The following is a 26770-nucleotide window of genomic DNA, read 5'->3' as shown; positions in this document are numbered from 1 at the left end:
AAGGAGCAGGGAAAGTGGACACAGAACAGTTATATAAAGATATAAAAGCAAGAACGCACGGAGAAATCTATATCGGTGTTGTAGGACCGGTAAGAACGGGAAAATCGACATTTATTAAGCGTTTTATGGATGTAATGGTATTGCCGAGAATGGAAGATGAACATATGAAAGAGCAGACAAGAGACGAACTTCCGCAGTCTGCCGCAGGCAAAACGATTATGACAACAGAACCAAAATTTGTACCGAAAGATGCAGCAGTAATACATCTGAACCGGGACGTTGAAGTGAAGGTCCGTCTGATAGACTGCGTCGGATATTTGGTAAAGGGTGCTTCGGGATACGAGGAGGCCGGGCATGAACGTATGGTAAAAACTCCGTGGTACCAGGAAGAAATACCATTTACCAAAGCGGCAGTGACAGGTACCCAGAAAGTGATACGTGAGCATGCAACGATAGGAATCGTGGTCACAACAGACGGAACGATCACAGATATCCCGTCAGATAATTATGAAGATGCGGAGGCACGTACGATAAGGGAACTTCAGTCGATCCGGAAACCGTTCGTGGTATTGGTAAATTCAAAAAAACCGCATGGACAGGAAGCTAAAGAAAAGGTCAAAAAGCTGGAAGATACCTATCAGATCAGAGCGATGACTGTAAATTGTGAACAGATAAAAGAAGAAGATATTTACCAGATTTTGGAGGCCGTTTTGTATGAATTTCCGGTATCGGAGGTACAGTTTTATATACCGAAATGGGTGGAAATGCTTCCGGTTACGCATAAGATCAAACAGGATCTGCTGGAACATATACAAGAAATTCTTGGAAATCTTGAAGAAATTAAGGATGCGGTATCTTTGACCGGAAGACCGGACAGTTCTTACATAAAAGACTGGTATGTAGAACAGATACAGATGGATACAGGCTGTGTTATCATTCGGATCCATATGTATGAAAAGTATTATTATGAAATGTTGAGTGAGATGACGGGAACTACAATTTCAGGTCAGTATGACCTGATAAAGACGATGAAGAAGCTTTCAATGTTAAAGAATGAATATGAAAATGTAGAAGATGCATTTACAGCAGTCCGGATGAAAGGGTATGGAGTAGTCAGTCCGACAAAAGAAGAGATTATTCTGGATGAACCGGAGATCATCAGACAGGGAAATAAATATGGGGTGAAAATTCATTCGCAGGCGCCTTCCATTCATTTGATCCGTGCAAATATAGAGACGGAGATAGCCCCGATTGTTGGAAATGAGCAGCAGGCGGAAGATTTGATCCAGTATATTAAAAATGAAGAAAAAATGGAAGGAGGTATCTGGAAAACCAGTATATTCGGAAAAACAGTGGAAGAACTGGTTATGGACGGCCTGAAAAATAAGATGGCGGTCATCAATGAAGAAAGCCAGGAAAAACTTCAGGATAGTATGCAGAAAATCGTAAATGACAGTAATGGAGGCATGGTATGCATTATCATTTAGAAAAAAAGTAAATAAATATGAAAAAATACTTGAAATCTGTGAATGACCGTGTCTATAATATGAATTAGAAATTGGTAAAGGGGCCATACTCGTCAGGGTGTGGTCTCTTTTTTTACCATAATAGATAATAAGAATCTGGAGGATGATAAAAATGAAAGATTACACGTTCAAAGTACCGCAGGATATTGTATTTGGTGTAGGTTCTTTAAAAAGACTGCCGGAGCTTCTTGAAAAAAGCGGTTCTAAAAAGATGATGGTAGTATCAGACAGAGGACTGGAGAAATTAGGAGTCGTACAGAAAGTGCTGGATATTGTGGAGACAGAAGGTATAGAAACAGTAAGTTTTCTTGATATTCTTCCAAACCCTACAGTGGATATGGTAAATGCGGCGACAAAGGTATATAAGGAATCAGGAGCGACAAGTATCGTAGCACTTGGAGGCGGAAGCCCGATGGATGTTGCCAAGGCGGTAGGTGTTCTGGCAAGATACGGCGGATCCATTACAGAGTATGAAGGTGCACATCTTGTTCCGGGACCGATCGAACCAATCATTGCAATTCCGACAACAGCCGGTACGGGAAGTGAAGTGACGGCGTTCTCCGTTATTACAGATACCTCCAGAAATTATAAACTGACAGTATTCAGTTACGAATTACTTCCAAAATATGCACTGTTAGATCCGGAGATGATCATGTCTGTACCACCGATGGTTGCGGCTTCTTGTGGAATTGATGCACTGATCCATGCATGGGAAGCATATACATCACTTGGCGCTTCACCGTTTTCTGATGCAATGGCAGAAAAAGCAATGGAACTGATCGGTGGTAATATCCGTAGATTTGTGGCAAACAGAAAGGACGAGGAAGCTGCATGTGCAATGATGTCAGGAAGTATGTTTGCCGGAATTGCATTTGCATGGGCAAGACTGGGAGATGTACATGCTATGTCACATCCGGTCAGCGCATTCTTTGGTGTACAGCATGGAGTGGCGAACTCTATTCTGCTTCCTGTGATCGTAGAGTATAATGCGCTGGCAGATCACGGACGCTATGAAAAAATCTACAATTATATCAGTGAAGATAAAGAGCCGGTAAAAGATTTCAAACCAGAGATGCTGGTGGCAGAGATCAAGAAATTAAATGCATCTCTTGGTATTCCAAAGACTCTTTCTGAGGTCGGTGTAACAGAAGACAAGATTCCGCAGATGGCTGTAGATGCGATGAAGAGTGGAAATATTGCGGCTAATCCAAGACAGACAACATTAAAGGATGTGGAGATGTTGTACCGCAAAGCACTGTAAATAAAATAGCGAAAAAAGATAATAGAAAAAGATTCACATTTTGACCAATATTTTAGAAAATGGAAAATGTGAATCTTTTTTTGTGGGAACATGCGGAAAGCCGTGGAATAAGTTTTTTGGCATCCGTAAGTGTCGGAAATAAAGCTTATAAGATTGCATTATCATGACAAAAGAGTTAAAATATAGAAGTATATGACTATCACAGATAAATGTTGGAGGTACAATATGAAAGTAGCAATTATTACAGCAAATACAGATATATACAAAGGGACAAAAGCGAATGAAAGCGGAGAGGCAGTAAAGCTTGTAGCGGAAGAAGCCGGACTGGAAGTTGTATTTATGAGAGCACTGCCGCTGGACAGAGAAGTATTGTCCGCAATTATGAAACGTTTGGCAGATGGAAAAGCAGCAGACCTGATCCTTACCACAGGTGGAGCAGGGTGCAATCCGGACGATTGTACACCGGAAGCAACGATGGATATTGTAGAAAGACCGGTTCCGGGAATCCCGGAAGCAATGCGGGCACATACAATGAAGCTCACCAGACGCAGTATGCTGAATAGAAGTGCGGCAGGAATCTGTGGAGAGACTCTGATTGTTAATCTTCCGGGAAAAGCACAGGCAGTGAAGGAGAGTTTAAGATACTTACTTCCGGAGCTTGTACATGCTGTTAAGGTCATCAAAGGAGAAGTATAGGAGATATGAAGGTTACATACCTGGAACATAGTGGGTTTGCAGCAGAATATAAAGAATATGTGCTGATTTTTGACTGGTACAGGGGCAGCCTTCCGGAATTTGATCAGCAGAAAAAGATTTATGTATTTGCCAGTCACTCGCATTATGATCATTTTAATAAAAAAATCTTCGGGTGGAGTGAGCAATATCCAGATGTTCGGTACATCCTTTCAGCAGATATTGTAGGAAAAGAACAGTCAGAGGAACAGTCAGAGCGGACTGTATATGTAACTGCAAATAAGAAATATGATTTTGATGGTATAAAGGTACAGACACTTCAGTCTACCGATGAGGGGGTTGCATTTATTGTGTATATGGAAGACAAAGTAATCTATCATGCGGGGGATCTGAACTGGTGGCACTGGGAAGAAGAAACAGAAAGCTATAATGAACAGATGCGTCAGGATTATCAGAGGGAGATTGACAAGCTGAAAGATATTGTAATTGATATAGCGTTTGTTCCGCTGGATCCCAGACAGGAAAATCAGTATGCGTGGGGAATGGATTATTTTATGAAACATACCCATACAAAATATGTGTTTCCGATGCATATGTGGGGAGATTACGAAGTTTATGACCGTCTGATGGAGAACCCTGAGGCAGAGCCATACAAAGACCGTGTAATAGAGGTAAAAGAACCGGGGCAGGTATTTGAAGTGAATGTGTAATGCAAAGAATCAGAATAAAAAAGATTTGTTATTTTAATAAAATAGTGTTATAATAATAAACGCTTTTGAAAAAATGCAAGTAAGACAGATGATCGCAGCTGTAATTGCCGAAAGGCAGCAGGTGAGGAAAGTCCGGGCTTCACAGGGCAGGATGCCGGATAACGTCCGGTGGAGGTGACTCCAAGGATAGTGCAACAGAAATGTACCGCCAGGATCTGATCCTGGTAAGGTTGGAAGGGCAGTGTAAGAGACTACCGCCTTGCTGGTAACAGCAGGGGCATATGTAAACCCCATCCGAAGCAAGACCGGATAAAGACGATGTGGCGGCCCGTCACGTCTTAGGTAGGTCGCTTGAACCCGCTGGCAACGACGGGTCTAGATAGATGATCATCCAATGACATAACCCGGCTTATCGTCTTGCTTGTATAAAAAAGAGAACTTGTCAGCTGACAGGTTCTCTTTTTTGTCCTAAAGAAATTATTTACGTCTTCCGTCGTATTTTTCTTCACAGTATTTACAGCGGTAGACTTCCTTTTCAGGATCGGTAAGTACAAATATATGATCCAGTCCCTGTTCGATCGAGGTGATGCAGCGCGGGTTTTTGCAGTGGATCACATTGCGGATCTCGTGAGGCAGATGAAGCGCTTTCTTATCTACAATCGCGGAATTTTTAATAATATTTACGGTGATGTTATGATCAATAAAACCGAGAATGTCCAGATCCATAAAGTCGATAGGGCATTCAATCTTCATGATATCTTTCTTTCCCATTTTATTACTTTTTGCATTTTTAATGATCGCAACACAGCAGTCCAGTTTGTCCAGATGCAGATATTTATAGATATCCATGCTTCGCCCTGCCTGAATATGATCCAGAACAAATCCTTCTTCGATACGACCAACAGTTAATGTATTTTTTACCATTGTTATTATCCTCCTAAACTTCAATTCCCAAAAGTGTAAGTATCAGTGCCATACGGATGTAAACACCATATTGTACCTGCTTGAAGTAAGCAGCTCTCGGATCATTATCTACCTCTGTGGCAATTTCATTTACTCTTGGAAGCGGATGGAGAATATACATATCTTCTTTTGCCAGTTCCATCTTTTTGTTATCCAGGATGTAGAAGTCTTTCATGCGTACATAATCTTCTTCGTTAAAGAAACGTTCTTTCTGAACACGGGTCATGTAAAGAATGTCCAGATCAGGAAGGGCATCTTCCAGCCGTACAACCTCTTCGTAAGGAATGTTCTGACGATCTAATACATCATTCTTGATATAGCTTGGAAGTTTTAATTCTTCTGGTGAGATCAGAACAAAACGAATACCCGGATAACGTACCAGCGCATGAATCAGAGAGTGTACGGTACGGCCGAATTTCAGATCCCCGCATAATCCGATCGTCATATTGTCAAGACGGCCTTTTAAAGAACGGATCGTGAGCATATCAGTAAGAGTCTGTGTCGGATGCTGATGTCCGCCGTCACCGGCATTGATTACCGGAATCGTGGCGTGCTGGCTTGCAACCATAGCAGCCCCTTCTTTTGGATGGCGCATTGCACAGATGTCTGCGAAGCAGGAAATTACACGGATTGTATCTGCTACACTTTCCCCCTTGGAAGCAGAACTTGAATCGGCAGATGAGAAACCAAGAACGCTGCCGCCAAGATTGATCATGGCTGCTTCGTGGCTTAATCTGGTACGTGTACTTGGTTCGTAGAAAAGAGTGGCAAGTTTTTTGCCCTCGCATGCATGTGCATATTTTTCGGGATTGGCTTCAATGTCTTTCGCAATATCCATCAGGTTGTCTAGTTCTTCCACGGAAAAATCTAGTGGACTTAATAAGTGTTTCATGTAAAAACCTCCTGTTTTATAAATAAGTTAATAAATCACTTACGGATTTTCTCTTAGGTGTGTCCGGATCGATATCCGGATGTCCGATCGCGATGAGAGCGGCAAGTTCCTGGTCTTCCGGAATCTGCAGCAGATCTGTGATACCGTCTTCATCCCAGATTCCCATAATAACAGTTCCGAGACCGGCATCATGTGCGGCGAGACAAAATGTCTGGCAGGCGGCGCCTACATCGAACATCTGCCAGCGGTCTTCTTTTTTGGTACTGTAAGAACCGTCACGTTCAAAGCCGCAACGGCCTTTTTTGAAAGTAACTGCTATCAGCATCGGTGCCTGCTTTATAATTTTTGCATTGAAATCTGGGGTATAATCGGTAACGATTTTATCAAGAACAGAAGAATCTTCAATTGCTGTATAACGTGTGATCTGGGTGTTTTTCCAAGATGGAGAATAAGATGCCGCCTCGATCACAGATTCTAATGTGGCATGATTTACAGAATCAGGTTTGAATTTGCGAATACTGCGTCTTGTTTTCATACATTCAATTGTATTCATGGTTTCACCTCCGTTTTCAAATCTTTCATACATCATATAATATTTAACATGGATTTTCAATGTCTTGAAATAATTTTTAAAGAAATTTAATCTATGTAATTTTTTGAAATGCTATGATACGGATGGGTAGATTTTATGGAAAGAATGTATTATAATTTAATAGATTTGCAGATTTTCTGCATAATATACATAAAGGAGAGAGTATATGGCATCATTGGAAGAGCTTAGGGCACAGCTTGGCAGTGTAGATGACAAGATCGTAGAACTTTACGAAGAGCGGATGAAACTCTGTGAAGAGATCGGAATCTGTAAGATTGAAAATGGCTATAAGACGTTTGACCGTCAGCGTGAAAAAAATACTATAACAGACGTGATGAACAAGGTATCATCCGATATTAATAAAAAGGGCATCGGGGAAGTGTATGAGCAGCTTCTTGCAATCAGCAGAAAGCTGCAGTATAAGCAGCTGGTTGAGGCTGGAGCACTTGGACGACTGCCGTTTATAGGAATTGATCTTCTGGATAAAGATACAGCCAGAGTTGTCTTTCAGGGGACGGAAGGTGCTTACAGTCAGGCTGCTATGGAGCATTATTTCGGAAAAGACTGTAATAATTATCATGTGCATACGTTCCGGGAAGCAATGGAAGCAATCGAAGAAGGTGCAGCCGACTATGCGGTGCTTCCGATTGAAAATTCGACAGCAGGTGCAGTCAATGAGATTTATGATCTGCTGGTAGAATTTGAAAATTATATTGTCGGAGAGACGATCATTCCGATTAAAAATACGCTGTCCGGATTACCGGGGACAGACATTTCAGAGATTGAACGAGTATATTCCAAGGCAGAAGCATTGATGCAGGCATCACATTTTCTGGGAGATCATGGTGACTGGCAGCAGATCAGTGTGGCAAATACCGCACTGGCGGCAAAGAAGATCCTGGAAGATCAAGATAAGCGTCATGCGGCAGTGTGCAGTGCATATGCGGCATCTGTGTATGGTCTGTCTGTGCTTGCAGATAATATCAATGATGAAAAGAACAATTCTACCAGATTTATCGTGATCACCAATCAGAAAGTATTCCTGAAGGATGCAACAAAGATCAGTATCTGCCTGGAACTTCCACATGAAAGCAGTTCTCTTTATCATCTGCTGTCGCATTTTGCATACAATGATCTGAATATGACTAAGATTGAATCAAGACCAATGGAAGGAAAAAGCTGGGAATACCGCTTCTTCATTGATTTTGAGGGAAATCTTGCAGATCCGGCAGTAAAGAATGCAATTCGTGGTTTGCGCGAGGAAAGCAGAAACTTGAGAATTCTTGGAAATTATTAAAAGAAAAAACACAACGTCAAAGTCATCAGGCAGAGGCAGAATGGATATATATTGGAGGAAAGACGATGAGAACAAATGAACTGATGTTATATAAACATATGGAGAACGGACAGATTCTGCAGGATATCACATTCTTGATCGAGAATTATCAGAATGACTATTATAATATGGAAGATATGAAAGGACTGTTATATGATGCAGTCAACGAGATCCTGGAGATGGCAGTCAGCCATGGATTCGAGGGTGATCTCTGGCATAATTATCTGACTTACCTGATGGCAAGCCATGAGAATGCTTACAGTACATCCTGCGAAATTGTCGGATCGGTAGATGGAAGCATCAATCAGGTTGCACTGCACGATTTCGAAATATTCAAAGAATTATTTGATTATGACTTCGCGGATATGGAAAGTGTGATGGGCGTTGACTGTATTTCCATGCTGCATGATTATGTGGGAACAAGCGGACACGGAAGTGTGTTCAACCAAAGAATCCGGGATCGTATCTGCGATCTGAGCAAATCACTTGCAAAAGCAGAGACGGCAGAAGAATTTAAAGCTGTTATAACACAGTTTTACAAGGAATTCGGTGTCGGAAAACTTGGACTTCACAAAGCATTTCGTATTGCGCACACAGAAGAGGGTGCATTGATCGAACCGATCACAAAGATTGCGCACGTACATCTGGATGATCTGGTAGGATACGAGATTGCCAAGAAAAAACTGATCGATAATACAAAAGCATTTGTTGAGGGAAAGAAAGCAAATAACTGTCTGCTGTTCGGTGATGCGGGAACAGGAAAATCTTCTTCTATCAAAGCAATCCTGAACCAGTACTATGACCTGGGACTGCGTATGATCGAAGTATACAAACATCAGTTCCAGGATCTGAATGATGTGATCGCACAGATTAAGAATCGCAATTACAAATTTATCATTTACATGGATGATCTTTCTTTTGAAGAATTCGAGATTGAATATAAATATCTGAAAGCTGTGATCGAAGGCGGACTTGAAAAGAAGCCTGATAATGTATTGATCTATGCAACTTCAAACAGAAGACATCTGATCCGCGAGACATTCAAAGATAAAGAAGACAGAGATGAAGAACTTCATACAAATGATACCGTTCAGGAAAAACTGTCTCTGGTGGCAAGATTCGGTGTTACTATATACTTTGGAAAGCCGGATAAGAAACAGTTCCAGGAGATTGTGCGTGAACTGGCAAAGAAAAACGGAATTGACATGTCAGACGATGAATTATTCCTGGAAGCAAATAAATGGGAATTAAGTCACGGTGGATTATCCGGAAGAACTGCCCAGCAGTTTATCGATTATCTGGCCGGAACCAGATAAAATGTAATGTATTGTAAAAAATGTGCAGAAATTAATCCTGCACATTTTTTATATTTGAAATATCGGAGTCAATGACCAGAGAATAGTTTGTATAGTAAACAACGAATCCCGGCTTTGCCCCGTTCGGTTTCTTGACATGTTTTTTCTGGATATAGTCGATCTCCACTTTGTCTGCTCCACGGTTTTTAGAGTAGTAAGCGGCCAGACGACCTGCTTCTTCAAAGGTACGGTCCGGAAGTTCATCCCCGCCGCTTTTGACGATAACGTGAGATCCCGGAGCACCTTTTGCATGGAACCACCAGTCATTGCCATTGGCAAAAGAAAAAGTAAGTTCTTCATTTTGCAGGTTGTTCTTTCCAACGTACATATCATAACCATCACTGGAAATGTAATGCATTGGTTTGCTGGTCAGTTTAACTTTTTTCTTCGTATGTTTTCTGCGGATATAGCCGCTCTGCATCAGTTCCTCTTTGATCTGAGCAAGATCCGCTTCGTTCAGAGCAATGTCAAGTGCGTTGCTGATAGATTCCAGATACTGGATATCATCGGCAGTTTCCTGGATCAGCTTCGTCAATGCTTCAAATGTACGCTTCTGTTTGTTGTATTTTGCAAAATAACGTTGTGCATTCTCGCCCGGAGTCTGTGTCGGATCAAGCGGGATAGTAATCTCTTCGTTGGTATAATAATTCAGGGCAGTCAGTTCTTTTGATCCCGGTTCCAGATTATAGCCGTAAGTATTGATCAGTTCTCCGTAAACTTTATATTTGTCACGCTTTTCCGTTCCCTTTAACTGCTTGGACTGAAGATCGTATTTTTTGCGGTTCCGTTCCAGTGCTGTCTGGACAACATGCCGGAGATCTGCACTTTTCTGATGGATTCTGGTCAGTGTGTTACGTGTGGAATAATACGTATAGAGGACTTCCGAGATGGAAAAGAACTCTTTTTTTGTATATTCGTTAAAATGTGTGACCGGAAGGGCACTGAATTCCTTTGGTGCATTTCCATTATAATAAATAGAAGGATGGAAATTTCCCTGTCTTACGTCCTCCATATAATAGGTAAACTGACGGTACAGATGTGTCAGTACATCTTCGGAAAGATCATGCGCCGTCATGGAAGAGTCCACACCTGCAAGATAACAGATCTCTTCGGCAATGACCGGGCTGATACCTGTCATGCTGGAATAGATTGCTTTGGATATCGTCATCGGTTTTGCAAGGATTGCCGAAATGAATTCTTCCTGCGTAGCCGTCATCGGATTCTTTTTCGACATCGTATCCGGAATAAAGTAATCGCGTCCCGGCAATACTTCACGTACCGAACTCATCTGTGCAGAGACGTGCTTGATACTGTCGATGATGCGTCCGTTCAGATCACAGAAAATAATGTTGCTGTGTTTTCCCATGATCTCGATGATCAGTTTTTTCCTGCACAAGTCACCCATCTCATCCAGATGCTCAATATCCAGGTGGATGATACGCTCGAGTGACGGCTGGGAGACTGCGGTAATCCGTCCGCCTCCGATATGCTTGCGCAGAAGCATGCAGAATCCAGGAGCTGTCATCGGACTTGGTTTGTTCTCGTTGGTTAAATAGATAAGTGGAAGAGAAGCACTGGCAGAGATATAGAGCCTTTTTTGTCCTTCATTTCCTTTTATTGTTAAAAGCAGTTCGTCATTTTCTGGCTGGGCGATCTTGGAGATACGTCCGCCGACCAGAGTATGTTCTAATTCCTGAACGACTGCTGCGACTGTGATTCCGTCAAAAGCCATAAAAAGACCTTCCTTTCCTTACAGAATTTCATATTTGTCTAGTATAGCATAGTTGACGAACTTTGCCAAATGTCTTATAATAAATGCTGGTTTATTTTAAATAATGAATAAGAAGAGGATCATATCATGATTAAGAGTATGACAGGATTCGGACGCTGCGAAGCGGCTGATGAGGAACGTAAATTCACGGTTGAGATGAAGGGAGTGAATCATCGTTATCTGGATGCCAATATCCGTATGCCGAAGAAGCTTAATTTTTTTGAAAGTGCCATTCGAAGCCTTTTAAAGGAAAGTGTTCATCGTGGAAAGGTGGACATCTTTATTACATATGAAGACTTTTCAGAGAGTCAGGTCTCTTTAAAATACAATGAGACACTGGCAGCAGAATATCTGGAAAAGTTTAAAATGATGGAAGAAAAATTCTCACTGGAGAATGACATCCGTGTATCCACATTGTCCCGTTATCCGGAAGTCCTCACAATGGAAGAGAAGATGGATGATGAAGAAGAACTGTGGAAAGGACTTAAGAAAGCACTGGATGGTGCGATCGCACAGTTCGTACAGACTAGAACCGTAGAGGGAGAGAATCTGAAGAAGGATCTGATCGCGAAGCTGGACGGTATGCTTGAACTGGTCGGACAGATTGAAGAACGTGCACCGAAGATCATTGCGGAGTACAGAGAAAAGCTAGAAGGAAAAGTAAAAGAACTTCTGGAGGACACACAGATCGATGAGGGACGGATTGCATCAGAGATCGTGATCTTTGCGGACAAGATCTGTACCGATGAAGAAGTGGTACGTCTGAGAAGTCATGTGGAACATATGAAGGCAACCCTTCAGTCTGATGACAGTGGAATCGGACGTAAGCTTGATTTCATTGCACAGGAGATGAACCGTGAAGCGAATACGATTCTTTCGAAGGCGAATGATCTGGAGACTTCCAATATCGGAATCGAACTTAAGACAGAGATTGAGAAAGTCAGAGAGCAGATACAGAATATTGAATAAATCAGATTGTTAAGAAGATTAAAAGAGGGTATCCAAATGAGAGAAAAAGGGATTCTGATCGTTGTATCAGGTTTTTCGGGTTCCGGTAAAGGAACGATTATGAAAGAACTGTTAAAACAGTATGATAATTATGCATTATCCATTTCCGCAACTACCAGAAATCCACGTCCTGGAGAAAAAGACGGACGGGAGTATTTTTTTAAAACAGTAGAAGATTTTGAAAAAATGATTGCGAAAGAAGAACTGATAGAGTATGCTAGGTACGTGGATAATTACTATGGAACACCACGTGCATATGTAGAAGAGCAGCTAGATGCCGGGAAAGATGTAATCCTTGAGATAGAAATCCAGGGTGCATTGAAAGTGAAAGAAAAGTTCCCGGACACACTGCTTCTGTTCGTGACACCGCCGAGTGCAGAGGAACTCAAGAACCGTCTGGTAGGCCGTGGTACGGAGACAATGGACGTGATTGAATTCCGCATGAAGCGTGCAAAAGAAGAAGCACTGGAGATGGATCGGTATGACTACCTGATCGTAAATGATGACCTGCAGGAATGTGTAGAAGAGATGCATCAGATCATCCAGGGTGAGCACAGAAGAAGTTTCCGTAACGCTGAATTTATAGAGCATATGAAAGAAGAATTGAAAGGAGAATAAGTGTATGTTACATCCATCTTACACAGACTTAATGAAAGTGGTAAATAAAGACGTAGAAGAGGGCGAAACAAAAGTAGTTAACAGCCGTTACTCTATCGTTATGGCTACAGCAAAGAGAGCAAGAGAGATTATTGACGGATCTATGCCGCTTGTTGATGCAAAGATGGGCGAAAAGCCGCTGTCTATTGCAATCGATGAGATGAATCAGGGAAAGATGACGATTATTGCACAGGATGAAGAGGAAGAAGAATAAAATCTGACACCTTAAGGATCCGTTGTAGACGGATTCTTTCAGACACATTGCTGACTGAGATACAAAAGGCAGATGCCGCAAGGTGTCTGCCTTTCTTGAACTGGATATAGCAAGATAGCAAAGATGTGTGCCGAATAGAATGCATACTGCAAAAATCAGAAATAAATAAAAAGGAGAACCGAATGAATATATTTTTCGTATCACTTGGCTGTGATAAGAACCTGGTAGATTCAGAGGTCATGCTTGGACTTCTGGATGCGAAAGGATACCAGATTGTTGATGATGAGACACAGGCAGATGTTATGGTGATTAATACCTGTTGTTTTATTCATGACGCAAAAGAAGAAAGTATCCAGACGATTCTGGATATGGCAAGATATAAAGAAGAAGGAAGATTAAAGGCATTGGTTGTAACCGGATGTCTGGCACAGAGATATAAGCAGGAGATTATTGATGAGATCCCGGAAGTTGATGTAGTGCTTGGGACGACTTCGTATGATAAGATTGTAGAAGCAGTAGAAGAAGCACTGGAAGGTAAATCAGAAGTAGAACTTGCTGATATCGATGCGCTGCCGCTTCCGGAGACAAAGAGACTTGTGACGACCGGAGGTCACTATGCATATCTGAAGATTGCAGAAGGCTGTGACAAACACTGTACATACTGTATTATCCCGAAAGTCCGTGGAAATTACCGCAGTGTACCGATGGAGCGTCTGATCAAAGAAGCACAGGAACTGGCTGACCAGGGCGTAAAAGAACTGATCCTGGTTGCACAGGAGACAACGGTATATGGACAGGATATTTACGGTGAAAAATCCCTGCATAAGCTTCTGAAAGAGTTATGTCAGATCAAAGGAATCCGCTGGATCCGCCTTCTGTACTGTTATCCGGAAGAGATTGATGACAATCTGATACAGGTAATGAAAGAAGAACCGAAGATCTGCCATTATCTGGATCTCCCAATCCAGCATGCAAGCGATGCGATCTTAAAGAGAATGGGAAGAAGAACTTCCAAGCAGCAGCTGATCGATACGATCACAAAACTGAGAAAAGAGATTCCGGACATCGCACTTCGTACAACGTTGATCACCGGTTTCCCAGGGGAGACACAGGAGCAGCATGAAGAAGTAATGGAATTCGTAGATGAGATGGAATTTGAAAGACTGGGCGTATTTACTTATTCGCCGGAAGAAGATACTCCGGCGGCGACCATGCCGGATCAGATCGACGAAGAAGTAAAAGAAGACCGTCAGGCAGATATTATGGAGCTGCAGCAGGAGATTGTATTCGATCAGGCAGAAGATATGATCGGAAAAGAAGTACTGGTTATGATCGAAGGAAAAGTTGCCGATGAGAATGCATATGTCGGAAGAACTTACCGCGATGCACCGAATGTAGACGGACTGATTTTTGTAAATACCGATGAAGAACTGATGACTGGTGATTTCGCAAAAGTGAAAGTTACCGGAGCAGCAGAATATGATTTGATAGGAGAGCTGATGTAATGAATTTACCAAATAAGTTAACTGTTTTAAGAGTAATCATGGTTCCGTTTTTTGTGTTTTTCATGCTGACAGGTGTGGGCGGAGCTGCAAACAAATGGATCGCACTGATCATTTTCTGTGTGGCAAGTCTCACAGATATGCTGGATGGAAAGATCGCCAGAGCCAGAAATCTTGTAACCAATTTCGGAAAGTTTATGGATCCGTTGGCAGATAAACTGCTTGTATGTTCGGCTATGATCTGCATGATCCCGCTTGGAAAACTGCAGGCATGGTTTGTGATCGTTATTATTGCAAGAGAGTTTATCATCAGCGGTTTCCGTCTGGTAGCAGCAGACAACGATATTGTGATCGCTGCAAGCTACTGGGGAAAATTCAAAACGGTATCCCAGATGTTCATGCTGATCCTTCTGATCGCAGATCTTGGCGGTGCATTTAACATGATCGCACAGGTACTGATCTGGGTATCTCTGGTACTTACAATCGTATCTTTGATCGATTATATTGCAAAGAATGTACAGGTACTGACACAGGGCGGTATGTAGGCTCAGAAGAAATTTGTAAAAAAGGCAGATAAGGATTCTTTTGAAAGAAAACAGGTCGAAAGAGATGTGAGAAGGTTCTTCTTCGGGAATAGTATTTCCCCGAGAAGAACCTTTTGCAAATTGTGCCAAAAAAAGAAAAAATTCCATACAAAAATGTAGAGAAAAATCAATTGACGAATGTCGAAATATATGAGAAAATAAATACAAGTATGGATGTTAAAGAGATAACAAACCTTACGATAAGCAAACTTACATAGTTGAAAGGAGTTTTAAAATGATTTATTCACAGGAAGTAGAAATGATGTGTCCGGTAGCTCAGGGTGCAAACCACGGACCAGCTCCGATTCCGGAAGAAGCAAAATGGGTTCAGGCTAAGGAAATTAAAGATATCTCTGGTTTTACACATGGTGTAGGCTGGTGTGCTCCTCAGCAGGGTGCCTGTAAATTAACACTGAATGTTAAAGACGGTATCATCCAGGAGGCTCTCGTTGAGACTATCGGATGTTCAGGAATGACACATTCAGCAGCTATGGCTTCTGAGATTCTTCCAGGAAAAACTATTTTAGAGGCATTAAACACAGACCTTGTTTGTGATGCTATCAATACAGCAATGCGTGAGTTATTCCTGCAGATCGTATACGGAAGAACTCAGAGTGCATTCTCTGAAGACGGACTTGCTATCGGAGCCGGACTGGAAGACCTCGGAAAAGGACTTCGTTCACAGGTTGGTACAATGTACGGAACATTAGCGAAAGGTCCTCGTTACCTTGAAATGGCAGAAGGATATGTAACAGGTATCGCTCTTGATGAGAACGATGAGATCATCGGATATCAGTTCGTAAGCCTTGGAAAATTCACAGACTTCGTAAAAGCTGGAGACACTCCAAACGAAGCTTGGGAGAAAGCAAAAGGACAGTACGGACGTGTTGCAGATGCAGTTAAGATCATCGACCCACGTAAGGAGTAATCTCAATATTTTAAGGTAATTTAATCAGGAGGATAAATTAATGGCTTTATTTGAATCATATGAAAGAAGAATTGATAAAATCAATGAAGTATTGGCTGGTTATGGTATTTCTTCTATCGAAGAAGCACAGCAGATCACAAAGGATGCCGGACTTGATGTATACAATCAGATCAAAGGTATTCAGCCAATCTGTTTTGAAAATGCATGCTGGGCATACATCGTAGGTGCAGCAATCGCAATCAAAAAAGGATGTAAGACAGCAGCAGAAGCTGCAGCAGCAATCGGAGAAGGACTTCAGGCTTTCTGTATTCCTGGATCAGTTGCTGATCAGAGAAAAGTAGGTCTTGGACATGGTAACTTAGGAAAGATGCTTCTGGAAGAAGATACAGAGTGTTTCGCATTCCTGGCTGGTCATGAATCATTCGCAGCTGCTGAGGGTGCTATCGGTATCGCAGAGAAGGCTAACAAAGTTCGTAAGAAACCTCTTCGTGTTATCCTGAACGGTCTTGGAAAAGATGCTGCAAAGATTATCTCAAGAATTAACGGATTCACATATGTTCAGACAGAATATGATTACTACACAGGAGAACTGAAAGAAGTACAGAGAATCTCTTACTCTGACGGACTCCGTTCTAAAGTTAACTGCTACGGTGCTAATGACGTACGTGAAGGTGTTGCAATCATGCACAAAGAAGGCGTAGACGTATCTATCACAGGTAACTCTACAAACCCGACACGTTTCCAGCATCCAGTTGCAGGTACATATAAGAAAGAATGTATCGAGCAGGGCAAGAAGTACTTCTCAGTAGCATCAGGCGGTGGTACAGGACGTACACTTCACCCAGATAACATGGCTGCAGGTCCAGCTTCTTACGGTATGACAGATACTCTTGGACGTATGCACTCAGATGCACAGTTCGCAGGATCTTCATCAGTACCTGCTCACGTAGAAATGATGGGACTGATCGGAGCAGGAAACAACCCGATGGTTGGTATGACTGTTGCAGTTGCCGTTTCTGTTGAGGAAGCAGCTAAGGCTGGTAAGTTCTAAGAAATTGAATATTTAGTTTGGCTTGTATAGGCCGGATTTGAAAAGAGAGAACAAAAATGTTCTCTCTTTTTTTAGTGATTTAGGATTTAATTTATTAACTGGGGAAGCGGCCTCTCAGTCTTTGAAGGAAACAATAGATAAGGCTTCTTGTTCAGGTTCCATACCATAAGAAACACTAAGAGAGCCAGAATCACCTAAAAGCAAAGAAACTACGCTCAAACTCGGCGTTCGCCTCAAACACGTTCGCTTCGTTCCTTTAACGGTGCTTCTGACTCTCTAACTGTTTCTAACGGCATTCCACATTCACAATAATCCTTATCTATTGTTTCCTTCAACTCGTGACTGGCAGCGGATGTTAATAAATGAAATGCCCGGAAGTGTAACCCAGCGGAAGCCACTACGGTTACGCATTTGCCATTTTATTCGTAAGGCATTTGATACCCACGGAATAAAAAGTAGGAAGCCGTTCCAGTGAATGTGAAGAAGGTGTTGGAAATAGTTAAGCGTCAAAATTATGCGTTGGGTTTTCGAAATTTGCCTGTTTGAGCCGAATGGCGAGTTGCAAATTTCGGAAGCCCGTTTTTAGCATAATTTTGACGCTTTAGTATTTCCCACCGACGGAACCTGAACAGGAACAGCTTCCTACTTTTTATGCAGGTCCGGGTAATCATGCCTTCCTGAATTAAATCCCAAGCAAAATTATTTGTTTAAGTTTTTATTCGCCGTAGAAAGCATCAGTTTCAACCGGTTCAACTGGTTGACTTCGCTTGCACCTGGGTCGAAATCAATTGCCACGATATTAGACTTCGGATAGCGTCTGCGAAGTTCTTTGATAACTCCCTTACCTACGACATGGTTCGGCAGGCAGGCGAATGGCTGTGTACATACGATATTTGGCGCACCACTGTGGATCAGCTCTAACATTTCTCCTGTAAGGAACCATCCTTCACCAGTCTGGTTACCAAGAGATACGATGTCCGAAGCCATCTTTCCAAGATCCTGGATCTTAGCTGGCGGCGTGAAGTGCTTGCTTGCTGCAAATGCTTCAGTTGCCGGAGCACGGAACCATTCCAGAACTTTGATACCAAGATTAGCTGTTGTGGCTTTTTTCTTTTCGAATCCAAGCTTTTCAACCTTGAAGTTCTGGTTGTAGAAGCAGTAGAGCAGGAAGTCCAGGAGATCCGGGACAACAGCTTCGGCTCCTTCACTTTCCAGGAGGTCTACCAGGTAGTTATTGGCAGCCGGAAGGAATTTGACGAGAATCTCGCCGACAACGCCGACACGAGGTTTCTTAATGTCCAGTAATTCAATGTTGTTGTCAAAATCTCCAATGATCTCACGGCAGAGACGTTTGAATTTACGCCTGCTCGGGTAGCCGTTAGACAAGAAGTCCTGGCATACTTTCACCCATTTTCTGTGCATTGCATTGACAGATCCGGTAACTGCTTCATATGGACGCAGACGGTATACACATTTCATAAAAATGTCACCGAATATAGCACCATAGATGCCTCGTAAGATCAGCTTCGGAGTCAGCTTGAATCCCGGATTGTCTTCCAGACCGCTTAAGTTGATGGAGATAACCGGAATATTTCCGTATCCGGCCTTCTTAAGAGCCCGGCGGATAAATCCGATGTAGTTGGAAGCACGGCATCCACCGCCGGTCTGACTGATGATCACAGCGATTTTATCTGTATCATATTTACCGGAAAGAATCGCTTCCATGATCTGACCGACTACCATCAGAGATGGATAGCAGGCATCATTGTTTACATATTTCAGTCCTACGTCTACAGCCTGTTTGTTGTCATTAGGCAATACCTGAAGGTTATATCCGGATGCGTTGAATGCAGGCTCCAGAAGCTCGAAATGGATGGGAGACATCTGTGGGCAGAGAATTGTATAATTCTTACGCATTTCTTTGGTGAATACGACCTTTTTTATTGCAGAAGAATGAATGGTACGTTTTTCCCCACGTTTCTCTCTGACACGGATTGCGGCAAGCAGTGATCTGACACGGATTCTTGCGGCGCCTAAGTTATTAACCTCATCGATTTTTAAAGAGGTGTAGATCTTGTCAGAGCCATTCAGTATTGATGCCACCTGATCAGTCGTAACAGCATCCAGACCACATCCGAAAGAATTTAACTGGATCAGATCCAGGTTGTCTACCGTCTTTACGTAGTTTGCTGCGGCATACAGACGGGAATGATACATCCACTGATCCATAACATTGAGCGGATGCTCGGCAGGATTTAAGTGGGAGATGGAATCTTCTGTCAAAACTGCAATATTATAAGAATTGATCAGTTCGGGAATACCATGGTTTACTTCCGGATCGATGTGATACGGACGTCCTGCAAGAACAATACCACGGTTTCCGGTTTCGTTTAAGAACCTGATCGTCTCTTCGCCTTTTTTCTGCATATCTTTTCTGCATGCAGCGAGTTCTTCCCAGGCAGTATGCGTTGCTTTTTTGATCTCGTCAGCCGGGATATGGAACTTTCCGGATAATTCATCAACCAGCCGGTAAGAGATGGTGTCTTCGCTGGCAAAAGAAATAAATGGATGAAGAAAATCTACTTCTCCGTGAACAATTGCATCAATGTTGTTCTTGATATTTTCCGGGTAGGAAGTTACGATCGGACAGTTGTAATGGTTATTGGCTTCCGCAAATTCATTCCTCTCATATGGAATGCTGGGATAAAAGATGGTGTGGATACCGTTGTTGATCAGCCATTGTACATGTCCGTGTGCCAGCTTTGCCGGATAACATTCGGATTCACTTGGGATGGAATCAATTCCCAGTTCGTATACCTTGCGGTTTGACACAGGAGAAAGAACAACCCGAAATCCCAGTTCATTAAAGAATGTGAACCAGAACGGATAATTCTCGTACATATTCAGTACACGAGGAATACCAATGATTCCGCGAGGAGCATTTTCCTCTGCCAATGGTTCATAATCAAAATAGCGTTTTAATTTATATTCAAATAAGTTCGGAAGCTTGTTAGTTGTTTTCTGTTTCCCGAGACCACGTTCACAACGGTTACCTGTGATGAACTTACGTCCGCCGCTGAAATGATTGATCGTCAGGCGGCAGCTATTCGTACATCCCTTGCATTTTGTCATAGTAGTAGAATATTCCATGGCTTCAATATCTTCGATGGAAAGCATGGTTGTACCTTCGCAGTCAACGTAACGCTCACGTGCGATCAGTGCAGCACCGAATGCGCCCATGATACCGGCAATATCCGGACGAATGGCTTCGCAGTTGGCGATCTTTTCAAAGCTCCGCAGTACAGCGTTGTTGTAGAATGTTCCTCCCTGAACAACGATGTGTTTACCGAGTTCAGATGCATCGGACACCTTGATAACTTTAAATAATGCGTTCTTGATTACGGAGTAAGCAAGACCGGCTGAAATATCTGCAACCTCCGCACCCTCTTTCTGAGCCTGTTTTACTTTTGAATTCATGAAAACAGTACAGCGGGTACCAAGGTCAATCGGGTTTTTGGCAAATAATGCTTCATGAGCAAAATCTTCTACCGTATAATTTAGAGATTTTGCAAATGTTTCAATAAAAGAACCGCATCCGGATGAACAGGCTTCATTCAATTGTACGCTGTCAACCGTCTGATTCTTGATCTTGATACATTTCATATCCTGGCCTCCGATATCCAGGATACAGTCTACATCCGGTTCAAAGAAGGATGCGGCATAGTAATGAGAAACTGTCTCTACCTCTCCTTCGTCTAACAGGAGGGCAGCTTTGATCAGTGCCTCACCATAGCCGGTAGAGCAGGAGTGAACAATCTCCACGCCTTCCGGCAGTTTACTGTAAATATCTTTGATGGCAGAGATCGTTGTACCAAGAGGATCTCCTTCATTATTATGATAGAAAGAATATAATAAAGTACCGTCTTCGCCTACCAGGGCAGCTTTGGTTGTGGTGGAACCTGCATCAATACCAAGGAATGCTTTCCCCTGATAAGTGGCAAGATCCTTCACAGGTACCTGATGCTTTGCATGACGGTTTTCGAATTCTTTAAAATCTGCTTCCGTTGCAAACAACGGCTCCATACGATCCACTTCGAATTCCATTTTGATCTTTCCTTCCAGACGGTGCTGCATATCAATGAGAGGCACGTCCAGATCTTTCTTTGAATTCAGAGCAGAACCGGCTGCTGCAAACAGATGGGAATGTGTCGGGGCGATGATGTGTTCATCGTCCAGTTTCAGTGTGCGGATGAAAGCTTCGCGCAGTTCAGAGAGGAAATGAAGAGGTCCTCCTAAGAATGCAACATGTCCGCGGATTGGTTTACCACAGGCCAGTCCGCTGATAGTCTGGTTGACAACTGCCTGGAATATAGAAGCAGCAAGGTCTTCTTTGGCAGCACCATCATTGATCAGAGGCTGGATATCCGTCTTGGCAAATACACCACATCGTGCAGCAATGGTATAGAGAGCTTTATAATTTTTTGCATATTCGTTCAGTCCGGAGGCGTCAGTCTGTAAAAGAGATGCCATCTGATCGATGAAGGATCCTGTACCACCGGCACAGACGCCGTTCATACGCTGTTCTACATTACCACCTTCAAAGTAGATAATCTTGGCATCTTCTCCGCCGAGTTCGATAGCAACGTCTGTCTGAGGTGCATAGTCCTGGAGAGCAGTAGATACAGCGATTACTTCCTGTACAAACGGTACACCAAGATGTTTCGCAAGAGTCAGTCCGCCGGAACCAGTAATGACCGGTGATGCATGGACAGGACCTAATTTATGTACCGCTCTTCCTAACAGATCGGAAAGAGTTTCCTGGATGTTCGCGAAATGCCTCTCATAATCAGAAAATACCACTTCATTATTCTCATCTAATATGGCAATCTTTACGGTTGTAGAACCGATGTCGATACCAAGTGCGTATAATTCTTTTTGATTCATATTATGTAACTCCTTATCATGTTGATCTATATGTCTTTCTTCTTATTAAATGCATTTTGCTTAATTGCAACCTGTAACATTATACGACAAAAGTTCTCAAAAGACAATTAACAAATGTTGAAGATATGTTAAAAAGAGATGAACTTTACTTGGCACAATTGACAAATATCAGTTGGGAAGGTAGAATATCTACAGTGTGAGAATAAACGTAAAGGAGCAGTTATATGAACAATTGGTTAGATAAACTTGAACGGAAATTTAGCAGATATGCTATTCCGAATTTGATCACATATATTATAATATTATATGCAGCCGGATTTGCGCTGGAGTTGATTAACCCGACGTTCTATAGCCAGTTCTTAAGTCTGGATGCCAGCAAGATTCTCCAGGGGCAGATATGGAGAATTGTTACATTTATTATCCAGCCTCCGTCTGACAGTCTGATCTTTATTGCATTTGCACTGTATCTCTATTATATGATAGGGAAGCAGTTAGAGGCAGCGTGGGGGGCGTTTCGTTTTAATCTGTATTTCTTTTCGGGAATGCTCTTTATTGTACTGGGAGCCATACTGGCATATTTACTGACAGGCACTGTGTTACCAATGGATACATGGTATCTGAATTTATCGTTATTCTTTGCATTTGCAGCACTGTATCCGGATATCCAGCTGTTATTATTTTTCGTTATTCCGATTAAGATCAAATGGCTGGCTATACTTGATGGCTTGTATTTTATCTATGCGATTGTGCAGGCTTTTCTTCCGGCCTACGGCGGAGGTGTTTTCGGTATATATTATAAGGCGAATGCGCTTGCAGCATTTATCTCAATACTGAACTTTATCATTTTTTTCCTGAGTTCACGTAATATGAAGCCTTACACACCAGGTCAGATGAAAAGAAAGAATGATTTCAAACGCAAGATGAGACATGCGGAAAGACCGGTAAACAGCTATGCAAATGGGGCAAAACACAGATGCGCAGTTTGCGGAAGAACAGAACTGGATGATCCGAATCTGGAATTCCGGTATTGTTCAAAATGTAATGGCAATTATGAATATTGCCAGGATCATTTGTTCACACATACACATGTTAAATAATCAAGAGAGGAATAGGAGAAATATGAAAAAAACAAAAATTATCTGTACAATGGGACCAAATACAAATGATGAAACCATGATGAGAAAGTTAGTTCAGAATGGAATGGACATTGCAAGATTTAACTTTTCACACGGTGATCACGAAGAACAGAAGGGCCGTATGGATATGTTAAAGAAGATTCGTGAAGAAGAGAACAAACCGATCGCAATTCTTCTGGATACAAAAGGACCTGAGATCCGTACAGGTGTATTAAAAGATGGAAAGAAAGTACAGCTTGAAGCAGGAGAGACATTTACCCTGACAACAGACGAGATTGTCGGAGATAACAAGATTGTTTCTATTACATACAAAGGTCTGGTAGAAGATGTCAAAGCCGGAAGTACGATCCTGATCGATGATGGTCTGATTGAACTGAAAGTAAAAGATAAAAAGGGAAATAACATCAATTGTGAAATTGTCAATGGCGGCGAGCTCGGAGAAAAGAAGGGTGTTAATGTACCAAACGTTGCGATCCGTCTTCCAGCTATCACAGATAAAGACCGTGATGACCTGAAATTCGGTGTGGAGCAGGGTGTAGATTTTATTGCAGCTTCATTTGTCAGAAATGCAGAATGTATTCTGGAGATCAAATCATTCTTAAGAGAATGTAAGGCTCCGTATATCCCTGTAATTGCAAAAATCGAGAACTTTGAAGCAATCAAGAATATTGATGAGATTATCCGTTGCGCAGACGGAATCATGGTAGCCAGAGGAGATCTTGGTGTTGAAATTCCGGCAGAGGAAGTTCCATACCTTCAGAAGACAATTATCCAGAAATGTAACGATAACTTTAAACCGGTTATCACAGCTACGCAGATGCTTGATTCTATGATGCGTAATCCACGTCCTACAAGAGCAGAGGTTACAGATGTTGCCAATGCGGTATATGACGGAACAGATGCAGTCATGCTTTCCGGAGAGACAGCTCAGGGTAAATATCCGTTAGAAGCTTTACAGATGATGGTTCATATTGTTGAAAATACAGAGGAGCATCTGGATTATGATATGATCCTTAGAAAAGCAGGAGAACACAGACTTAAGAGTGCATCCAGCGCACTTGCAAATGCAACAGTAACAACGGCTAATAATCTTCGTGCTAAATGTATCGTAACACCAACTGTATCAGGTGCTACGGCAAGAGTTGTATCTAAGTTCAAACCTAAGACAGGTATTATCGGTATCAGCCCGGATGAGGCAACACTGAGAAGAATGCAGATCAACTGGGGAGTTATGCCGCTGAAATCAGTTGCTGTATATACAACAGAAGATATCTGTGATACTGCAATCGATCTGATCTGTGCAAAGAAGCTTGCAGAAGCAGGAGACATGGTTGTATTAACGCTTGGAATTCCATCTACAAATGTATCTGAGAACAGAACAGTAAGTAACATGATGAGAATTGCGATGGTAGATGACAGAAAATAAAAATAGTAAATAAGCAGGACTGCTTATAAAGAACCAGAAAGCAATGAGGCTGAATCAGCCTGGGCCTTCTGGTTCTTTGCATGTTTTTGAGAAAGTTTCTCCTTGACATACAGCGAAAATTCACTTATAGTGTTCCTGTAGAGAACTACTAAAGAATCAAAAGGTGGATGACGAAGATGGAACAGACATCATTTACAGAGCGCCTGATGGAATTCGGACTCACAAGACAAGAAGCAAGCATTTATCAGTGCCTGCTGACAGAGGGAAAGGTAACTGGATACGAAGTTGCTAAACAGACCGGAATATCCAGATCCAATGCATATAATTCTCTGGCTAGTATGACAGAGAAAGGTGCGGCTTACCTTGTAGAAGAGGCCAGTACCAGAAAATATGTGCCTGTCCCGCTTAACGAATTCTGTAAGAATCGTATCCGTAAGCTGGAGGAATCCGGAAAATGGCTGCAGGAACATATGCCGACGGAGAAAGCGTATGTAGAAGGATACATTACAATTGAAGGCGCAGAGAATATACTGAATAAGATAAAGAATCTGTTATCTCAGGTTGATCAGAGAGTCTATATCAGTTGTACAAGAAATTATCTGCTGCTTCTGATCCGGGAGCTTGATACATTGATGGAAGAAAGAAAAAAAGTGGTGATCATCACCGATCAACCGGCGACCTTTCACAATGCAAAAGTATATTTTGGAGAAAACAGAGGAATGCAGATAGGAATCATTGCCGATTCGAAATATGTACTGACAGGTGAATACGGAGAGGGGAGTATGAATACATGTCTCTATTCCGGACAGAAAAACTTTGTAGAATTGTACAAAACAGCACTTGCGAATGAGATAAAGTTATTATCTATACGAGAGGAGAACAAGGATTGATGAAAAAAGAACCATTTGTAACAAAAGCACAGTTAGACGAGATTATTAAAACTTATCCGACACCGTTTCATTTATATGACGAAAAAGGAATCCGTGAGAATATGAAAGCTTTAAAAGAAGCATTTTCGTGGAATAAAGGATACAGAGAGTATTTTGCGGTAAAGGCAACGCCAAATCCGTTTCTGATCAATATTTTAAGAGAGTATGGATGTGGATGTGACTGTTCTTCCTATACAGAACTGATGCTTTCCGATGCAATTGGGGCAACAGGAGAAGATATCATGTTTTCTTCGAATGATACTCCGGCAGAGGAATTTGTACTGGCAGACAAGCTGAATGCAATCATCAATCTGGATGACATCACACACATTGATTTCCTTGAAGAAGCAATCGGACATATTCCGGAGACGATCAGCTGCCGCTACAATCCGGGTGGAATGTTCAAGATCAGTAATGACATCATGGATAATCCGGGAGATGCGAAATATGGAATGACAACAGAACAGTTATTTGATGCATTTAAGATTTTAAAGGGAAAAGGTGCCAAAGAATTCGGCATTCATGCATTCCTTGCAAGTAATACAGTAACCAATGAGTATTATCCGATGCTTGCGAAAGTTCTGTTCGAAGTTGCAGTAAAGCTTCAGAAAGAAACAGGTGTACATATCAAATTTATTAACCTGTCCGGTGGTGTAGGTATCCCTTATAAACCAGATCAGGAGCCAAATGATATCCGTGCGATTGGTGACGGTGTGCGCCGCGTATATGAAGAAGTACTGGTACCTGCCGGTATGGGCGATGTGGCAATCTATACAGAGATGGGACGTTTTATGATGGGACCTTACGGATGCCTGGTTACAACGGCAATTCATGAAAAGCATACACACAAAGAATATATTGGTGTAGATGCATGTGCAGTTAACCTGATGCGCCCTGCTATGTACGGAGCTTATCATCACATTACTGTAATGGGTAAAGAAAATGCACCTTGCGATCACAAATATGATATAACAGGATCGTTGTGTGAAAACAATGATAAATTTGCAATCGACCGTATGCTTCCGAAGATTGATATGGGTGATGTGCTGGTAATTCATGATACGGGAGCACATGGCTTCTCTATGGGATATAATTACAATGGAAAATTAAAATCTGCCGAAGTGCTTCTGAAAGAAGACGGGACTACACAACTGATCAGAAGAGCAGAAACACCGGCTGATTATTTCGCAACATTCGACTGCTTTGATATCGGAAAAAAACTGATTGAAAAATAGTTGTGGAAAAAATCGGGTTTAGATATAATGATAGTGTCCTTTCAATTAAGAAACGGG

At 42.0% G+C, this 26770-nt stretch carries 22 protein-coding genes and 1 other RNA gene; 18 read left to right on the top strand and 5 right to left on the bottom strand.

Going from position 1 to position 26770, the window contains the following annotated elements:
• The first annotated feature begins 14 nt into the window (after nt 1-14).
• From spoIVA to rnpB, 5 genes are all read left to right on the top strand, one after another.
• Nucleotides 15-1487: a stage IV sporulation protein A gene (gene spoIVA, locus GT508_RS05600; protein ID WP_028087592.1), complete on the top strand. Its 1473-nt coding sequence runs from the start codon at nt 15-17 to the stop codon at nt 1485-1487.
• A 151-nt stretch (nt 1488-1638) separates the two neighbouring features.
• A complete protein-coding gene (locus GT508_RS05595; RefSeq protein WP_055284796.1) occupies nt 1639-2787 on the top strand; it encodes an iron-containing alcohol dehydrogenase in 1149 nt (382 codons plus the stop codon).
• A gap of 225 nt (nt 2788-3012) precedes the next feature.
• Entirely contained in the window at nt 3013-3483 is a 471-nt protein-coding gene (locus GT508_RS05590) for a MogA/MoaB family molybdenum cofactor biosynthesis protein (protein WP_055284798.1), read from the top strand.
• Between the two features lie 5 nt (nt 3484-3488).
• Nucleotides 3489-4190 carry an MBL fold metallo-hydrolase gene (locus GT508_RS05585; protein WP_161143735.1) on the top strand — a complete coding sequence of 234 codons (702 nt, stop codon included), beginning with the start codon at nt 3489-3491 and terminating at the stop codon, nt 4188-4190.
• A 76-nt stretch (nt 4191-4266) separates the two neighbouring features.
• An RNA gene (gene rnpB, locus GT508_RS05580) (RNase P RNA component class A) lies at nt 4267-4618 on the top strand.
• Nucleotides 4619-4667: 49 nt separating this feature from the next.
• On the opposite strand, the gene GT508_RS05575 is transcribed toward rnpB, so the two are convergent.
• From GT508_RS05575 to GT508_RS05565, 3 genes are read right to left on the bottom strand one after another with little or no spacing between them, the layout of a single operon-like run.
• The gene (locus GT508_RS05575) at nt 4668-5114 is read right to left on the bottom strand and encodes an aspartate carbamoyltransferase regulatory subunit (protein ID WP_028087588.1); all 447 of its coding nucleotides are present in this window, start codon (nt 5112-5114) and stop codon (nt 4668-4670) included.
• 13 nt (nt 5115-5127) lie between these two features.
• Nucleotides 5128-6045 (bottom strand): aspartate carbamoyltransferase, encoded by a 918-nt coding sequence (gene pyrB, locus GT508_RS05570; protein ID WP_055284802.1) that lies wholly within the window; start codon nt 6043-6045, stop codon nt 5128-5130.
• A gap of 16 nt (nt 6046-6061) precedes the next feature.
• Nucleotides 6062-6598 (bottom strand): nitroreductase family protein, encoded by a 537-nt coding sequence (locus GT508_RS05565; protein WP_055284804.1) that lies wholly within the window; start codon nt 6596-6598, stop codon nt 6062-6064.
• 205 nt (nt 6599-6803) lie between these two features.
• Here GT508_RS05565 and pheA point away from each other — a divergent pair, with 205 nt between their 5' ends.
• Nucleotides 6804-7934: a prephenate dehydratase gene (gene pheA, locus GT508_RS05560; protein ID WP_055284806.1), complete on the top strand. Its 1131-nt coding sequence runs from the start codon at nt 6804-6806 to the stop codon at nt 7932-7934.
• Between the two features lie 65 nt (nt 7935-7999).
• Nucleotides 8000-9289, top strand: coding sequence for an ATP-binding protein (locus GT508_RS05555; RefSeq protein WP_161143734.1), 1290 nt, complete (start codon nt 8000-8002; stop codon nt 9287-9289).
• Nucleotides 9290-9320: 31 nt separating this feature from the next.
• Here the strand turns inward: GT508_RS05555 and GT508_RS05550 are convergent, their stop codons facing one another.
• Nucleotides 9321-11060 (bottom strand): Rqc2 family fibronectin-binding protein, encoded by a 1740-nt coding sequence (locus GT508_RS05550; protein WP_055284810.1) that lies wholly within the window; start codon nt 11058-11060, stop codon nt 9321-9323.
• 126 nt (nt 11061-11186) lie between these two features.
• On the opposite strand from GT508_RS05550, the gene GT508_RS05545 reads away from it, so the two are divergent.
• The 7 genes from GT508_RS05545 to GT508_RS05515 all read left to right on the top strand — a co-directional run bounded on the left by GT508_RS05545 (nt 11187) and on the right by GT508_RS05515 (nt 17043).
• Nucleotides 11187-12068: a YicC/YloC family endoribonuclease gene (locus GT508_RS05545; RefSeq protein ID WP_006426705.1), complete on the top strand. Its 882-nt coding sequence runs from the start codon at nt 11187-11189 to the stop codon at nt 12066-12068.
• Between the two features lie 36 nt (nt 12069-12104).
• Entirely contained in the window at nt 12105-12725 is a 621-nt protein-coding gene (gene gmk, locus GT508_RS05540; RefSeq protein ID WP_028087581.1) for a guanylate kinase, read from the top strand.
• Nucleotides 12726-12729: 4 nt separating this feature from the next.
• Entirely contained in the window at nt 12730-12978 is a 249-nt protein-coding gene (rpoZ, locus tag GT508_RS05535) for a DNA-directed RNA polymerase subunit omega (protein ID WP_117598532.1), read from the top strand.
• A 182-nt stretch (nt 12979-13160) separates the two neighbouring features.
• On the top strand, nt 13161-14483 hold the full coding sequence (gene rimO / locus GT508_RS05530; RefSeq protein WP_117598533.1) for a 30S ribosomal protein S12 methylthiotransferase RimO: 1323 nt from the start codon (nt 13161-13163) through the stop codon (nt 14481-14483).
• Complete coding sequence (gene pgsA / locus GT508_RS05525) at nt 14483-15025, top strand: CDP-diacylglycerol--glycerol-3-phosphate 3-phosphatidyltransferase (RefSeq protein WP_006426701.1); 543 nt, start codon at nt 14483-14485, stop codon at nt 15023-15025. The genes rimO and pgsA overlap by 1 nt, the downstream gene beginning before the upstream one ends.
• A 274-nt stretch (nt 15026-15299) precedes the next feature.
• Nucleotides 15300-15992, top strand: coding sequence for an iron-sulfur cluster assembly scaffold protein (locus GT508_RS05520; RefSeq protein ID WP_006426700.1), 693 nt, complete (start codon nt 15300-15302; stop codon nt 15990-15992).
• Between the two features lie 40 nt (nt 15993-16032).
• Nucleotides 16033-17043, top strand: coding sequence for a GGGtGRT protein (locus tag GT508_RS05515; RefSeq protein ID WP_028087576.1), 1011 nt, complete (start codon nt 16033-16035; stop codon nt 17041-17043).
• Between the two features lie 699 nt (nt 17044-17742).
• On the opposite strand, the gene GT508_RS05510 is transcribed toward GT508_RS05515, so the two are convergent.
• Nucleotides 17743-21987: a 2-hydroxyacyl-CoA dehydratase gene (locus GT508_RS05510; RefSeq protein WP_161143733.1), complete on the bottom strand. Its 4245-nt coding sequence runs from the start codon at nt 21985-21987 to the stop codon at nt 17743-17745.
• Between the two features lie 224 nt (nt 21988-22211).
• Here GT508_RS05510 and GT508_RS05505 point away from each other — a divergent pair, with 224 nt between their 5' ends.
• The 4 genes from GT508_RS05505 (at nt 22212) to GT508_RS05490 (ending at nt 26713) form a co-directional block, all read left to right on the top strand.
• Nucleotides 22212-23084 (top strand): rhomboid family intramembrane serine protease, encoded by an 873-nt coding sequence (locus tag GT508_RS05505; RefSeq protein WP_118224940.1) that lies wholly within the window; start codon nt 22212-22214, stop codon nt 23082-23084.
• Nucleotides 23085-23106: 22 nt separating this feature from the next.
• Nucleotides 23107-24549 carry a pyruvate kinase gene (gene pyk / locus GT508_RS05500; protein ID WP_055284462.1) on the top strand — a complete coding sequence of 481 codons (1443 nt, stop codon included), beginning with the start codon at nt 23107-23109 and terminating at the stop codon, nt 24547-24549.
• Between the two features lie 176 nt (nt 24550-24725).
• Nucleotides 24726-25439 (top strand): TrmB family transcriptional regulator, encoded by a 714-nt coding sequence (locus tag GT508_RS05495; protein WP_028086151.1) that lies wholly within the window; start codon nt 24726-24728, stop codon nt 25437-25439.
• Nucleotides 25439-26713, top strand: coding sequence for a diaminopimelate decarboxylase (locus GT508_RS05490; protein WP_161143732.1), 1275 nt, complete (start codon nt 25439-25441; stop codon nt 26711-26713). Before GT508_RS05495 ends, GT508_RS05490 begins: the two co-directional genes overlap by 1 nt.
• The last annotated feature ends 57 nt before the right edge of the window (nt 26714-26770 follow it).

This window comes from Dorea sp. BIOML-A1 (assembly GCF_009875615.1).
Classification (GTDB): domain Bacteria; phylum Bacillota; class Clostridia; order Lachnospirales; family Lachnospiraceae; genus Dorea_A; species Dorea_A amylophila.
Note: the sequence above shows the minus strand (reverse complement) of the source record. Positions and strands in the feature narration are given on the sequence as shown.

Coding starts and splice junctions, on each gene's coding strand:
- GT508_RS05595 (WP_055284796.1), top strand. CDS start 1,639: ATGAAAGATTACACGTTCAAAGTACCGCAGGATATTGTATTTGGTGTA.
- GT508_RS05590 (WP_055284798.1), top strand. CDS start 3,013: ATGAAAGTAGCAATTATTACAGCAAATACAGATATATACAAAGGGACA.
- GT508_RS05585 (WP_161143735.1), top strand. CDS start 3,489: ATGAAGGTTACATACCTGGAACATAGTGGGTTTGCAGCAGAATATAAA.
- GT508_RS05575 (WP_028087588.1), bottom strand. CDS start 5,114: ATGGTAAAAAATACATTAACTGTTGGTCGTATCGAAGAAGGATTTGTT.
- pyrB (WP_055284802.1), bottom strand. CDS start 6,045: ATGAAACACTTATTAAGTCCACTAGATTTTTCCGTGGAAGAACTAGAC.
- GT508_RS05565 (WP_055284804.1), bottom strand. CDS start 6,598: ATGAATACAATTGAATGTATGAAAACAAGACGCAGTATTCGCAAATTC.
- pheA (WP_055284806.1), top strand. CDS start 6,804: ATGGCATCATTGGAAGAGCTTAGGGCACAGCTTGGCAGTGTAGATGAC.
- GT508_RS05555 (WP_161143734.1), top strand. CDS start 8,000: ATGAGAACAAATGAACTGATGTTATATAAACATATGGAGAACGGACAG.
- GT508_RS05550 (WP_055284810.1), bottom strand. CDS start 11,060: ATGGCTTTTGACGGAATCACAGTCGCAGCAGTCGTTCAGGAATTAGAA.
- GT508_RS05545 (WP_006426705.1), top strand. CDS start 11,187: ATGATTAAGAGTATGACAGGATTCGGACGCTGCGAAGCGGCTGATGAG.
- gmk (WP_028087581.1), top strand. CDS start 12,105: ATGAGAGAAAAAGGGATTCTGATCGTTGTATCAGGTTTTTCGGGTTCC.
- rpoZ (WP_117598532.1), top strand. CDS start 12,730: ATGTTACATCCATCTTACACAGACTTAATGAAAGTGGTAAATAAAGAC.
- rimO (WP_117598533.1), top strand. CDS start 13,161: ATGAATATATTTTTCGTATCACTTGGCTGTGATAAGAACCTGGTAGAT.
- pgsA (WP_006426701.1), top strand. CDS start 14,483: ATGAATTTACCAAATAAGTTAACTGTTTTAAGAGTAATCATGGTTCCG.
- GT508_RS05520 (WP_006426700.1), top strand. CDS start 15,300: ATGATTTATTCACAGGAAGTAGAAATGATGTGTCCGGTAGCTCAGGGT.
- GT508_RS05515 (WP_028087576.1), top strand. CDS start 16,033: ATGGCTTTATTTGAATCATATGAAAGAAGAATTGATAAAATCAATGAA.
- GT508_RS05510 (WP_161143733.1), bottom strand. CDS start 21,987: ATGAATCAAAAAGAATTATACGCACTTGGTATCGACATCGGTTCTACA.
- GT508_RS05505 (WP_118224940.1), top strand. CDS start 22,212: ATGAACAATTGGTTAGATAAACTTGAACGGAAATTTAGCAGATATGCT.
- pyk (WP_055284462.1), top strand. CDS start 23,107: ATGAAAAAAACAAAAATTATCTGTACAATGGGACCAAATACAAATGAT.
- GT508_RS05495 (WP_028086151.1), top strand. CDS start 24,726: ATGGAACAGACATCATTTACAGAGCGCCTGATGGAATTCGGACTCACA.
- GT508_RS05490 (WP_161143732.1), top strand. CDS start 25,439: ATGAAAAAAGAACCATTTGTAACAAAAGCACAGTTAGACGAGATTATT.